10 protein-coding genes are annotated in these 12,856 nt (G+C 69.7%); 7 read left to right on the forward strand and 3 right to left on the reverse strand.

The window, feature by feature from the left end; translation table 11 throughout:
* Positions 1–58: 58 nt before the first annotated feature.
* Positions 59–1,705 (forward strand): ABC-F family ATP-binding cassette domain-containing protein, encoded by a 1,647-nt coding sequence (locus ACWCO2_RS06785; RefSeq protein ID WP_450126743.1) that lies wholly within the window; start codon positions 59–61, stop codon positions 1,703–1,705.
* 120 nt (positions 1,706–1,825) lie between these two features.
* Here ACWCO2_RS06785 and yczE read toward each other — a convergent pair whose 3' ends face one another.
* Positions 1,826–2,473 (reverse strand): membrane protein YczE, encoded by a 648-nt coding sequence (yczE, locus tag ACWCO2_RS06790; protein WP_450126744.1) that lies wholly within the window; start codon positions 2,471–2,473, stop codon positions 1,826–1,828.
* A gap of 61 nt (positions 2,474–2,534) precedes the next feature.
* On the opposite strand from yczE, the gene yczR reads away from it, so the two are divergent.
* The gene (gene yczR / locus ACWCO2_RS06795; RefSeq protein ID WP_450126745.1) at positions 2,535–3,977 is read left to right on the forward strand and encodes a MocR-like transcription factor YczR; all 1,443 of its coding nucleotides are present in this window, start codon (positions 2,535–2,537) and stop codon (positions 3,975–3,977) included.
* 289 nt (positions 3,978–4,266) lie between these two features.
* Here yczR and ACWCO2_RS06800 read toward each other — a convergent pair whose 3' ends face one another.
* Positions 4,267–4,965 carry a hypothetical protein gene (locus ACWCO2_RS06800; protein WP_450126746.1) on the reverse strand — a complete coding sequence of 233 codons (699 nt, stop codon included), beginning with the start codon at positions 4,963–4,965 and terminating at the stop codon, positions 4,267–4,269.
* Positions 4,966–5,163: 198 nt separating this feature from the next.
* On the opposite strand from ACWCO2_RS06800, the gene ACWCO2_RS06805 reads away from it, so the two are divergent.
* The 4 genes from ACWCO2_RS06805 (at position 5,164) to ACWCO2_RS06820 (ending at position 10,112) form a co-directional block, all read left to right on the forward strand.
* On the forward strand, positions 5,164–6,357 hold the full coding sequence (locus tag ACWCO2_RS06805; RefSeq protein ID WP_450126747.1) for a S8 family peptidase: 1,194 nt from the start codon (positions 5,164–5,166) through the stop codon (positions 6,355–6,357).
* Positions 6,358–6,439: 82 nt separating this feature from the next.
* Positions 6,440–7,024 carry an RNA polymerase sigma factor gene (locus ACWCO2_RS06810; protein ID WP_450126748.1) on the forward strand — a complete coding sequence of 195 codons (585 nt, stop codon included), beginning with the start codon at positions 6,440–6,442 and terminating at the stop codon, positions 7,022–7,024.
* A complete protein-coding gene (locus tag ACWCO2_RS06815; protein ID WP_450126749.1) occupies positions 7,021–7,497 on the forward strand; it encodes a hypothetical protein in 477 nt (158 codons plus the stop codon). Before ACWCO2_RS06810 ends, ACWCO2_RS06815 begins: the two co-directional genes overlap by 4 nt.
* On the forward strand, positions 7,494–10,112 hold the full coding sequence (locus ACWCO2_RS06820) for a CHAT domain-containing protein (protein ID WP_450126750.1): 2,619 nt from the start codon (positions 7,494–7,496) through the stop codon (positions 10,110–10,112). Before ACWCO2_RS06815 ends, ACWCO2_RS06820 begins: the two co-directional genes overlap by 4 nt.
* A gap of 80 nt (positions 10,113–10,192) precedes the next feature.
* Here the strand turns inward: ACWCO2_RS06820 and ACWCO2_RS06825 are convergent, their stop codons facing one another.
* Positions 10,193–11,362: a pyridoxal phosphate-dependent aminotransferase gene (locus tag ACWCO2_RS06825; RefSeq protein ID WP_450126751.1), complete on the reverse strand. Its 1,170-nt coding sequence runs from the start codon at positions 11,360–11,362 to the stop codon at positions 10,193–10,195.
* Between the two features lie 215 nt (positions 11,363–11,577).
* On the opposite strand from ACWCO2_RS06825, the gene ACWCO2_RS06830 reads away from it, so the two are divergent.
* Positions 11,578–12,783, forward strand: coding sequence for a DUF445 domain-containing protein (locus ACWCO2_RS06830; protein WP_450126860.1), 1,206 nt, complete (start codon positions 11,578–11,580; stop codon positions 12,781–12,783).
* Positions 12,784–12,856 lie beyond the last annotated feature (73 nt).

Below are 12,856 nucleotides of genomic sequence, written 5' to 3' on the forward strand. Positions count from 1 at the left end.
GGAGCTTTTTCGCGTCTCGGTTCGGCGCCTTCGGGCGACCTCATATCCTTGCGATCTGATGTCTGCGACTCTCGTTGCCTCGAACCTCGCCGCTGGGCACGGCGACCGCTCCCTGTTCTCCGGGCTGGACCTCGTCGTCGCTCCGGGCGACGTCATCGGACTCGTCGGGGCCAACGGCGCGGGGAAATCAACTCTGCTGCGGCTGCTCGCCGGGCTGAACGCGCCGGAGCACGGAGAGCTGCGTCTCTCCCCGGTCACCGCGACCGTCGGCTACCTGCCGCAGGAACCCGACCGGCGCCCCGGAGAAACGGTGAGCCATTTCCTCGCCCGCCGAACCGGCGTCGCCGCTGCGCAGCGCGTGATGGACGACGCGACCGAGGCGCTGACTCAAGGCGCCGCCGGTGCGGACGACGCCTACGCCGAGAGCCTGGAGCGCTGGTTGAGCCTGGGTGGCGCTGACCTGGAAGAACGCGCTAAAGGCGTCGCGGACCAGCTCGGCCTTGCCGTCGAACTCGAACAGCCGATGACCTCGCTGTCCGGTGGTCAGGCCGCGCGCGCCGGGCTCGCCTCGCTGCTGCTGTCCCGCTACGACGTGTTCCTGCTGGACGAGCCCACGAACGACCTCGATCTCGAAGGTCTCGAACTGCTCGAGGAGTTCGTGCGCGGGCTGCGTGCCGGAACCGTCGTCGTCAGCCACGACCGCGAGTTCCTCGCCCGCACCGTCAACAAGGTCCTGGAACTCGACCTCGCCCAGCAGCAGATCAACCTCTACGGCGGCGGCTACGACGCCTACCTGGAGGAACGTGCGGTCGCGCGCAGGCACGCGCGGGAAGCGTATGAGGAGTACGCCGACAAGAAGTCCGCGCTGGAGGAGCGTGGCCGGATGCAGCGCTCCTGGATGGACAAGGGCGTCCGGAACGCCCGCCGCAAGGCCACCGACAGCGACAAGATCAGCCGCAAGACCCGCTCCGAAGCATCCGAGAAGCAGGCCGCCAAGGCGCGTCAGACCGAGCGGCTCATCGAGCGGTTGGAGGTCGTGGAGGAACCGCGCAAGGAGTGGGAGCTGCGCATGGAGATCGCGGCGGCGCCTCGCTCCGGCGCGGTCGTCGCCTCCCTTCGCGAGGCGGAGGTGCGGCGTGGTGACTTCACCTTCGGCCCGGTGACGCTGCAGATCGACTGGGCGGATCGCGTCGCGATCACCGGCGCCAACGGTTCCGGCAAGTCGACGCTGCTCGGCGCGCTCCTGGGTCGTGTCGAGCTGGACGCGGGAGCTGCTGCGCTCGGTTCAGGCGTCGTCATCGGCGAGGTCGACCAGGCCCGCGCGCTGTTCCACGGTTCGGAGTCCCTGCTCGACGCGTTCTGCGCGGCAGTGCCGGACACTCCGCCCGCCGACGTTCGCACGCTGCTCGCCAAGTACGGACTCAAGGCCGACCACGTGCTGCGCCCGGCCACCACGCTCTCGCCCGGTGAACGCACGCGTGCCGCGCTCGCCCTGCTGCAGGGGCGAGGCGTCAACCTGCTGGTGCTGGACGAACCGACCAATCACCTCGACCTGCCGGCCATCGAGCAGTTGGAATCCGCCCTCGACACCTACCCGGGCACGCTGCTGCTGGTGACCCACGACCGCCGCATGCTCGACGCGATCCGCACCAACCGACGCCTGGAGATGGCCGACGGAAAGCTGACCGAACTGATCGACCGGTGAAGTAGGGACGCCCCCGCGCTCAACCGGCCTGGGGGTTACCGGGAGTGCGGGGGCGTCAAGGTCCACCCCTGGGGGTCAGGTGGACGGCGTCAATGCTACTTCGTGGTATGCGAGATGTCTCTAGGGGCAGAGATCTTTTTTCTCGCGGATTACCGCGAATCTCAGGAAGAGCTGGGTCAGCGGACCGATCGATGTTGCGTAGAGCACGGTTCCGACGCCGACCGTGCCGCCGAGCGTCCATCCGACGGCGAGCACGCAGACCTCGATCGTGGTGCGCACCACTCTGAGCGACCACCCGGTGCGGGCGTGCAGACCGGTCATCAAGCCGTCCCGCGGTCCCGGACCCAACCGTGCTCCGACGTACACCGCGGTGGCGAGTCCGTTCAGCGCGACCGCGAAGACCATCAGGGCGATCCGGGCCGGGAGCGAGCTGAGCTGCGGGGTCATCGCGAGGGTGAAGTCCACCGCGAACGCGATGACGACGACGTTGGCCACCGTGCCGATGCCCGGGCGTTGCCGCAGCGGTAACCAGGCCAGCATCACGAGCACGCCGGTCAGCGCGGTGACCGCGCCGAAACTCCAGTTCAGCCGCTGCGACAAGCCCTGGTGCAGGGCGTCCCACGGGCTCAGGCCCAGCTCCGCGCGGACCATGAGGCCCATGCTGATCCCGTAGGCGGCCAAGCCGCCGAGCAGTTGCGCGAACCGGAGGGTTGGCCGAGTCCGGATCGGAAGCGGCGAGAGATCCATCGGGGCTGATAACGAGGCCATGAGCTCTTTATAGAACAACATTGGACTTCAATTCGAGGACCAATCTCACTATATTGGACTCATGGTTTTCACGACGTCCGCCCAGCTCCACCGGCGCAAGCTCGTCGAGCTGCTCGGTTCCTGGCACGGCGCGGACCGGCCGTCGTCGCAGCTGCTGGCCGCCGCGGTGCGGCACCTGGTGCTGGATGGACGACTCCTGCCGGGTACCCGGTTGCCGGCCGAGCGCGAGCTCGCGGAAAGTCTCGGCGTCAGCCGGACCCTGGTCGCCCGGGCGCTGGACCGGCTGCGCGACGCTGGGTTCGCGGCCAGCCGACGTGGTGCGGGCTCGTGGATCAAGCTGCCGGATTCGGATCGGGACAACGAAGCCCACGGCGGCTGGTTCCCGCCGGAGAGCACTGAGGTGCTGAACCTCGCGCAGGCCACGCCCACTGCGCCGCCGGAGCTGTGCGCTGCGGTGGACCGAGCGCGACCGCGGCTGACCGAGCAGCTGCACAGCCACGGCTACCAACCGCACGGTCTGCCGATCCTGCGCGAACGGCTGGCCGAGCGGTTCACCCGGCGCGGCCTGCCGACGACTCCGGAGCAGATCCTGGTCACCAACGGTGCCCAGCACGGGTTCGCGCTGGTGTTGCGGATGCTGGTTTCTCCTGGTGAGCGCGTTCTCGTGGAGCACCCCACCTACCCGAACGCCCTCGAAGCGCTGCGCGGCCTCAACGCGATGCCGGTGGCGGTGCCGATGGTCGAGGACGGCTGGGACCTCGAACTGCTGGCCGCGAACCTGCGGCAGACCTCGCCGCGGCTGGCCTATCTGATCCCGGACTTCCACAACCCGACCGGTGTCCGGCTGGACGCCGAAGGCCGCGATCGTCTCGCCCGCGCGCTGGCCCGGACCTGCACGAATGCGGTCGTCGACGAAACCCTGGTGGACATCGACCTGACCGACGAGCAGCCTCCGCCACCGATGGCCGCGTTGACCGACCGGGTGATCACCGTCGGCTCGGCCAGCAAGTCGTTCTGGGGCGGCCTGCGGCTGGGGTGGATCCGGGCGTCCGAGGATTTCGTGCAGCGCATGGTCGTCGGGCGGGCCGCGCTGGACCTCGGCAGTCCGGTGTTCGAGCAGCTCGTCCTGGCCGAGCTGCTGACCGACGCCGACGGGGTCCTGACGCGTCGGCGCACCGAGGCGATCGAGCGGCGGAATTGCCTGGTGGACGCCCTGCGCGAGCACCTGCCGAACTGGAGCTTCCGACTTCCCGACGGCGGTCTGGCGATGTGGTGCGACATCGGTGCGCCGGTGAGCAGCCGGCTGGCGGTGGCGGCGGAACAGCACGGCGTGCGGGTCGCGCCGGGAGCGCGGTTCTCGGTGAATGGTTCGCTGGAGAACTGGATCCGCCTGCCGTACACGCTGCCCGGCGATCAGCTGGTGGAAGCCATCCGCCGTCTCGCCGCCGCTTCCGCTGCAGTTCACGGAGATGGTCCGACGGTCCTGACCGCTCCGATCGCCTGAACGTGCGGGCGGCCGTCCCGGATTCAGGACGGCCGCCCGCGTACCGCCGAGCACCCGTCGGCACGGCCCCTCGTCGTGCCGATGAGCGGTTCGAGCGGTAGGTGTCGCCCCGGTGCCGCAGGGGCATTTGCGGCACCGGGGCCGGGGACCACGCCTTCGCGGTTCGGCAGGTCAGCGACGTCGCCGGGAGGTGGTGGTGCCCCGATCCGACCCGGCCGGGCGCAGACGGCCGACTCGGAGTTTGGGTGCGCGATGACCAGAGTCACCGCCGAAGCGGTTCGGTGCAGCGTCAGTCGGGAGATGCTGACGGTTCGGCGGACGACAAACCCGAGATCGGGCGGTTCTCCGGGTGATTCGAGCCGACCGTCCGCGGGTTGGTCAGGCTCGGTCCGGTCGGCAGGACGACCAGCGCGCCGCGCAGGTCGCTGTCTCCGGAAGCGGGTTGCGACGGGGGGTCGGTGTCGTGATCGCTGCTGTTCAGAGGTGCTTCGTCGGCTGAGTCGGGGTTGGACGCACGAGGTTCCGCCGGGCTGCGGGCGTGGGTGCGCGCAACGGCGACAGGCTCCGGGGGCAACGGCACGGCTTGCGCGGCGCGGGGTGGCGCGGCGGAGGGCTGCTGCGTCGGTGGCAGCGCGGTCGGCGCGGCTACCAGGGTGGGATCCGGATCGTCGATCACAGCAGGCGGTTCCTGCTCGTCGACCGGTGCCGGCGGTTCGATCTCCACGACGTCGGGCAGCTCGGGCTCCGGACGCTGCACCTCGTCCAGTTCGGGGCGCAGGTCCTCCGCGCGTGGCGGCACGACGTCGAATTCGGGTGGGGCGATTTCGACCTCGACCTGCGGCTTTTCGAGATCGGGCTGCTCGGCGGCTTCGGCGATCGAGTCCCCGCCGAGCCAGCCGCCGAGGCAGATGCCGATGAACAGCGAAACTCGGGCGACGAGCAGGGCGAGCCGCGACCTGGGGCCGCGCAGTGCGCAGCTTCCGGTCACGATCACCACCGCCTGTCGGTCGGGTCCCGCGTGGCAGAGCGCGGCATCAGCGTTGGTTGCGCCGTGATCGACGCCGTGGTGGCATTCAACCACTTCCAGTGGCTGTTTCGTGCCACCGACCGCGAGGGGAACAGCGGTCGTTCCTGCATTCTCCACGCAATCGGGCGACTGGGGAAGATCTGCGCCGCCGTCGGTCGGGTGAGTCCGATTCCGGTGGCGGCGTGTCCGCTGTGGACGGACGTCGTGCTGGGGACAGTGTCCGCTGTGGATCAAAGAAGTGGAACTCAACTCGGAATTGGTGAACTCCGGCAGTTGTGGGCGGCTTACGGGCACGACCTGCTGCTGCACGATCCGGGCGGAAGCGGCGAATGCCTGGTCCGGCGTGGCGAGCTGATCACCTCGGCGAAGTCGCTGAGCCCGGTGCTCGACCAGTACCGGAGGTGGGTCGACGACGTGCAGCACGACGAGGACCTGCTGCTGGCCAGGGTGTGGCTGCGGGGTGCGGAGCGGGATCGGTGCGTCGACATGGCGCGCGAAATCAGCGGCGTCGCGGCCAATCACGTGCACTTCGGAAGTCCGGTCATGTACGGAACACCGGTTATGTACGGGACCGGTGCGGAAGCGCAGGCGGCGCCTCCGATTCCGGAACCGCCCGCGGCGCAGTGGGATCCGGCGGTGGTGGTCGGGGTGCTCGACACCGGCTGCGATCCGCATCCGTGGTTCCGGGATCGGCCGTGGTTCGAGGCAGTGCCGGAGGAGCTCGATGCCGACGACGACGCAGGTCAGGACCGGCAGGCTGGGCACGGAACGTTCGTCAGCGGAGTGCTGTTGCAGCACGCGCCGGGAGCGGTGCTGCGGACGCAGCGGGTGCTTTCCTCGCTCGGCTTCACCGACGACTACACGGTGGTGTCCGGGCTGCGTTCGCTGCGGTTGGCCGTTGCCGCACGTGGTGAGCGCATCGGCGTCGTCGTGCTGACCGCCGGCTGTCACACCACCGATGACGAATGCCCACCGATCTTGCAGGAGGAGTTGGAGCATTGGTCGGACGCGGTCGTCGTGGCGGCGGCCGGGAACCAGGCGCGGAACAGGCCGTTCTGGCCCGCGGCGCTGCCGTCGGTGGTGGGCGTGGCCGCCACCGGGTCGGACGGAGCGGTGGCGGAGTTCTCGAACTTCGGCCCCTGGGTCGACGCGGCCGCGCCCGGAGTGGACGTGACCAGCAGTTTCGTCCAGATGACCGGCGGTGGTGGCCGGAGCTTCGGTTACGCGAGCTGGAGCGGAACGTCCTTCGCCGCACCGCGGGTGGCGGCTGCGGCTGCCACCGCGCTGCACGAGGGCCGGACTCCGGCAGAAGCACTCGATCTCGTCCGCGAGGACTACCCGTTCGAGCGGTAATCGGCGCGAAGTGAATCTGTACGGCCTGCTCGCTCCTCTATTACCCAGGGGCCGAAAGTTCGAGAGCGGGGAGGAGCAGGTCGTGCAGGAGGTCGGGGAGACCAGTGCCGTGGCGGTGCTGTTGCGCCGGGCGGCGGACGGTGATCAGCGGGCGTGGCAGGAGTTGGTGGACTGCAACGCGTCGGTGGTCTGGGGTGTTTCGCGGGCGTTCACCACGAGCACTGCGGATGCCGAGGACGTCTGCCAGGCGACGTGGTTGTTGTTGGCGGAGAACTTGGATCGGCTGCGCGATCCGGGATCGTTGTCCGCGTGGTTGGTGACGACCGCGCGCCGGGAGTCGCTGCGGTTGCACCGCGCTCGGAAGCGGGAATCGCCGGTGGGGCTGGATTCCGAGGCGCTCGCGGTGGCCGAGTACGCCGAGGATCCGGAGCACAAGGTGCTGCGGGATCTGACGAGCTCGCGGTTGGCGAAGTCGTTCGCCGAGCTGCCGCAGCGCTGCCAGCAGCTGCTGCGGGTGCTGGCGGTCGCGCCGGAGGCGAGTTACGCGCAGGTCAGCGAGGTGCTGGGGTGGCCGCGCGGCACGATCGGGCCGAAGAAGAGCCGGTGTCTGGCGGAGCTGCGGCGGCGCATGCTCGCCGCCGACGTGCCGGAGGAGGTGGCGGGATGAATCCGCAGCTGCCGAGCGAACTGCGCGGGTTGCGTGACCTGTTCCAGTCCTGCGATCCCGTTCCCGAGCGCGCACTCGCGGGCGCGTACGCGGCGATGTCGCGTCGGTCGGGCTACCAGGATCCGGTGTCGTTGCAGTTGATCGGGGATTCCGCGGAGTCGCTGGCGAAAGTGCGTTCCATCGGTCCGCCGGAACCGCGGGTGCTCACCTTCGCGATGCCCGGCCGGGTGCTGGAACTGGACCTGCTCCCGATCGAGGAGGACCGGTACCAGGTGTCCGGGATGGTGCTGAACCGAGCGGGTGGCACGCCGCCGGCCGGGGACGTGGTGCTGCGGCACCGGGTCGGTGAGTGCGCGGGAGCGTTGGACGAGCATGGTGCGTTCCGGGTGGGAGATGTCCCGCGCGGTCCGCTGAGCGTGGTGTTCCGGCCGCTGCGGTCGGCGCCCGCCGTCGCGGATTGGCTGGTCTGTTGAGCGCCGGTACGGCGGTGGCACCGCCGGATCGGATCGGTTCCGCGACGTGGTGGAGGGACAACGCGAGCTCGGCGCCGGACGACGCGATGCGCAAAGCCGTGGAGCTGCTGTCCGATGCGGACGGCGAACTGCGCGCGCTGGCCCGCCATATCGCGGCTTTGGCAGCGGTCGAGCAGGGGCGGGTGCGGCAGGCGCACCGGCACGCCCGCCTCGGGCTCACTGCGGCGCGGCGCGCGGAGCGGTGGCGATTGGCCGGGCAGCTGCAGCTCACGTTGGCGTGGATCGAGCTGGAGCGCGGCGATGTCGATGCCAGCTGGGCGAACCTGGTGGCGGCGGAGCCCCAGTTGTCTGCTGCCGAGCAGGGGCGCGCGGCATGCTTGCGCGGACTGCTGCACTGCCAGGGCGATCAGCACCGCGAGGCGCGTGCCGAGCTGACCCGAGCGCTGCGCAGCCTGAAGATCGACGACGACCGCCGTTGGATGGCCAATGCGCTGATGGGCCGTGGTCTGGCCAACCTGTACGAGAACCGGTTGGTGGCTGCCGAATCGGATCTGTCCGCAGCTGAGCGGGTCTTCGCATCCGACGGGCAGACCGCGCGGGCGGCGGGGTGTCGGCACAACCGGGGCTGCGTCGCTTTCCGGGCTGGTGACCTGCCGCGCGCGTTGCGGCTGTTCGAGGAAGCCGTCGCGGCTGGCTTGGACGTGCGGTCGAGTCCGGAGGCGCTGGTCGATCGCGCGGAGGCACTGGCTGCGGCCGGGTTGACCGCCGATGCGCGAGCGGTGATGGAGCAGGCGGCGGATCGGTTGGCAGCGTGTGGGAGGGCTGGTCGGCTCGCAGAGACCAGGCTGGCGCTCGCTAGTTGTGCGCTGCAGGTCGACGACCTGGTCGCTGCGGTGCAGGCGGCGAACAGTGCGCGTCGGCTGTTCCGCACGCAGCGACGTCCGGCATGGGCGGCGTTGGCGACAGCCGTGGCGTGGCAGGCGAAGCTACGCGCTGGCCAGTGCTCGCGATACTCCTTGTCAGCGGCGCGGCGAGCGGCTGCTGCGTGCGCGGAGTTCGGCTGGACCGGCTTGGCTGCGGAACTCCGGCTCACTGCGGCCAGATGCGCGGCGCGGTCGGGAATGCGTGCGACGTCCCGGAAATTGCTCGCCATGTGCGCGCCGTTGCGGGAAGCCGTGGAGGCGCCTCCGCAGCATCGGGCGCTGGGGTGGTTGGCCGAAGCGCTGCTGGCCGAGCAGGACGATGACACCGAGCGGTTGTTCGAGGCGTGCGAGGGCGGATCGCGCGCTGTGGACAGTCAGATTTCCGACATGGCGGCCTTCGAACTGCGCGTGCACACCGCAGGACTGGCCGCCGAGCTCGGTGATCTCGCGGTCGGTGCCGCGCTGCGCAGCGGAGATCCCGAACTGGTGCTGCGGTGGACGGAGCGCTCGCGAGCCAGTGCCCTGCACCGTCGAGTCTTGCGGCCGCCGGTGGATTCGCAGCTGAACTCGACCCTGGTGCGGTTGCGCTCGGCGGTGCAGGCGACCCAGCGCACGCGGGATCCGAAGGAGGCGCTGCGGACCGTTGCCGGGTTGGAGGAGCAGGTCCGGCACCGGGCGATCCTGGTTGAGGGCAGGACCAGCGGGCTGCCAACGCAGTGCGGGCTGGACGAGGTGACTGCCGAGCTCGGTGACGCCGCGTTGCTGAGCCTTTGCTCCCACCACGGCAGGCTTTTTGCGGTGTCTATTGTGGACGAAAAGGTTCGACTGCACGTGCTCGGACCTGAATCCAACGCGCACGCGCAAGCGGCTCGACTCCGGCACCTGCTGGCCAGGCAGGCGAGCGGCACGGCGCCGCGTGCTGCGCCGATGTTCGAGTACGGGGCTCGACAGGCAGCGGAGGAGTTGCAGGCTCAGCTCCTGGAACCGGTGCTACCGGCGCTCGAACAGGGACGTCCGTTGGTGGTGATTCCGACCGGGCGGTTGCACGTCTTGCCTTGGGCGGCGTTGCCGGCGTGCCGAGGTCGGAGCGTCACCGTGGCGCCGTCCGTGCGGTGTTGGCTGCGCGCAGCGCAGGACGCGCGTGCTGCGGATCCTGCGGGTTCGGCGGTGTGGATCGCCGGACCGGGACTGCGCCACGCCGAGCGCGAAGCGCGGGCCCTGCATGGTGCGGCGGGCGGTCGGTTGCTGGCCGGCGCGGATGCGACCACTGAGCACCTGTTGTCCACTGTGGATGGTGCAGCGGTGGCGCACATCGCCGCGCACGGCAGGTTCCGCGACGACCAGCCGTTGCTGTCCTGCCTGGATCTCGCGGACGGCCCGCTCTACGCCTACGACCTCGACAGGCTGCACCGCGGTCCGGCCACGGTGGTGCTGTCGGCCTGCGACGTGGGCAGATCCGTCGTCAGTCGAGGTGATCAGCTCAGCGGTCTGGCGACCACGCTGCTCGGCCGCGGCACCTCGACGGTGATCGCCAGCGTCGTCCCGGTCCCCGACGAGCGAACGGTCAACGTGATGATGTCGCTGCACAGGGCCTTGCGCGATGGAGTCGCACCAGCCGAAGCGCTCGCTGCGGCCCAAGCCGAACACGGCGAATCCGGATTCGTCTGCCTCGGCTACGGAGGTGATCGATGACCACTTCCTCGCGCAGGTTACCTGACCCGTGAGCACTTCGGGCTGCCACAGCGACCCGGAGTGCTCACGGACCGGGATTTTCAGCGGAGCTTGTGGAGGCGGCGGACTGCTTCGTCGAGGACCTCGTCCTTCTTGCAGTACGCGAAGCGCACGAGGTGCTTGGCGGGTTCCGGGTTGTCGCAGAAGACCTGGACCGGGATCGCGGCGAGGCCGATGCGTTCCGGGAGTGAGCGGCACAGCTGCTCGCCGTCGTCGAAGCCGAGCGGCCGGACGTCGGCGCAGATGAAGTACGTGCCTTCGCTGTGCAGCACGTCGAAGCCAGCGTCGGTCAGGCCTTCGGCGAGCCGGTCACGCTTGCGCTGCATGTTCTGGCGGAGCTGCTCGGCCCAGTCGAGCTCGTTGCGCAGGGAGTGCGCGATCGCGGGCTGGAACGGGGCGCCACCGACGAAGGTCATGAACTGCTTGGCCGCGCGCACCGCGCCGACCAGCTCGGCCGGTCCGCAGATCCAGCCGATCTTCCAGCCGGTGGCGTTGAAGGTCTTGCCCGCGCTGGAGATCGACAGCGTGCGCTCGGCCATGCCCGGCAGGGTGGCCAGCGGGTGGTGCTCGAGACCGTCGTAGAGGAGGTGCTCGTAGACCTCGTCGGTGATGGCGATGACGTCGTTCTCGCGGCACACCTCGGCGATGGCGGCTAGCTCGGCGTCGGTGAACACGGTGCCGGTCGGGTTGTGCGGCGAGTTCAGCACCAGCGCGCGGGTCTGCGGCCCGACAGTGGCGCGCAGCGCGTCGAGGTCGAGTTCGAAGCGGTGGTCCTCGCCCTGCCGCAGCGCGACGGTCCGGCGCACGCCGCCGGCCATCGCGATCGCGACCGGGTAGGAGTCGTAGTACGGCTCGATGAGCACGACCTCGTCACCGGGCTCGACCAGTGCGATCATCGCGGCGGTCAGCGCCTCGGTGGCACCGCAGGTGACCAGCACCTCGTCTTCGGGCCGGTGCTCGATGCCGTAGCGCGCTGCGCGGTGCTCGGAGATCGCGGCGCGCAGCTCCGGCTCGCCCATGCCCGGCGAGTACTGGTTCACGCCGTTGGCGATCGCCTCCTGCGCGACCCGCAGCATGCCCTCGGGGCCATCGGTGTCCGGGAATCCCTGGCCGAGGTTGACCGCGCCGTTCTGCCGGGCCAGCTCGGTGATCTCGGCGAAGATCGTCGAGGTGAACGGGCGCAACCGGGTGGTGAGGGCTGGAGTACGCACGTCTGCCGACACTAGTCGAAATGGCAGGCCGAATGCGGATCCAGCTCGCAGCTGTCCAAGAAGTGGAACTCACACGGGCTCCTACCAGGGCGAACGGCGCGGTGGTCGTCACGTTCGGTTCGCCGACGGCGTGAGCACTAGTCGAGCACTGCCACAATCGATATGTGCAGCCCACATCGGTTTCCGACACTGACAAGCTCCAGCGCCTGCGGCGGATGAAGGCCGTCGCCGGCGGGCTCCTGCTGTTCGCGGCGCTGGTCTACATCTTCGCCCGCTGGCAGGAGAGCAACGGCGCCGCGTGGGCGGGCTACGTGCGAGCAGCTGCCGAGGCGGGCATGGTCGGTGCGCTGGCGGACTGGTTCGCGGTCACCGCGCTGTTCCGGCGACCGCTCGGGCTGCCGATCCCGCACACCGCGATCATCCCCACCCGCAAGGACGTGATCGGCCGCAGCCTCGGCGACTTCGTCGGCTCGAACTTCCTGGCCGAGCAGGTGGTGCGCGACAAGCTGCGCCGCGCGGAGATCAGCCGGCGGCTCGGCGGCTGGCTCGACGACGAGGACCACGCCGAGCGGGTCACCTCGGAGCTGGCCACCGCCGTGCGCGGTGCCGTGCAGGTGCTGCGCGACGACGACGTGCAGGCCGTGCTGGAGCAGGCGGTCGTGCGGAAGGTGCTCGCGCAGCCGTTCGGCCCGCCGCTCGGGCGGATCCTGTCGCAGGTCTTCGCCGACGGCTCGCACCACAAGCTGGTGGACCTGGTCTGCGACCGGGCTTACGACTGGGTGCGGGACAACCACGAGACGGTGCTGCGCGTGGTCAGCCAGCGCGCGCCGTCCTGGTCGCCGAAGTTCTTCGACGCCATGGTGGCCGACAAGATCTACGCCGAGGTGCTGTCCTTCGCCTGGGCGGTCAAGACCGACACCGAGCACCCGATGCGCAAGGCCGTCGACCGCTTCCTGGTCGAGTTCGCCGACGACCTGCAGTACGACCCGAAGACGATGGCCAAGGCCGAGCAGATCCAGCAGCAGGTGCTGGAGCACCCCGAGGTGCAGAGTCTGGTCGCCTCGGCCTGGGGCACCGCGAAGAAGATGCTGCTCGACGCGGCCGAGGACCCTTCCAGCGAACTGCGCGTCCGGGTCCGCGAAGGGCTGCGCTCGCTGGGCCGCCGACTCGTCGAGGAGCCCGACATGCAGGCCAAGGTTGACGGTTGGCTGGAGGGCGCCACGGTCTACGTGGTGTCCAACTACCGCGACGAGCTGACCACGCTGATCACCGACACGGTGGAGCGCTGGGACGCCCAGGAGACCTCCCGCAAGATCGAGCTCCAGGTGGGCCGCGACCTCCAGTTCATCCGGATCAACGGCACGGTCGTCGGCTCCCTGGCGGGCCTGGCGATCTACAGCATTTCCCAGCTGTTCTTCTGACCCGGCAAGGGGATCCCGTGCCCAGGAGGCGTGTCAGTTTTGCCCAAGTGCCTGTTTTGATCCTTTGCCTTCG

The sequence above is a fragment of the Saccharopolyspora sp. NPDC002376 genome, assembly GCF_053593195.1.

Excerpts from the sequence above, each read along its gene's own strand:
- yczE (WP_450126744.1), bottom strand. The coding sequence starts at position 2,473 with ATGGCCTCGTTATCAGCCCCGATGGATCTCTCGCCGCTTCCGATCCGG.
- ACWCO2_RS06815 (WP_450126749.1), top strand. The coding sequence starts at position 7,021 with ATGAATCCGCAGCTGCCGAGCGAACTGCGCGGGTTGCGTGACCTGTTC.
- yczR (WP_450126745.1), top strand. The coding sequence starts at position 2,535 with ATGGTTTTCACGACGTCCGCCCAGCTCCACCGGCGCAAGCTCGTCGAG.
- ACWCO2_RS06830 (WP_450126860.1), top strand. The coding sequence starts at position 11,578 with ATGAAGGCCGTCGCCGGCGGGCTCCTGCTGTTCGCGGCGCTGGTCTAC.
- ACWCO2_RS06785 (WP_450126743.1), top strand. The coding sequence starts at position 59 with ATGTCTGCGACTCTCGTTGCCTCGAACCTCGCCGCTGGGCACGGCGAC.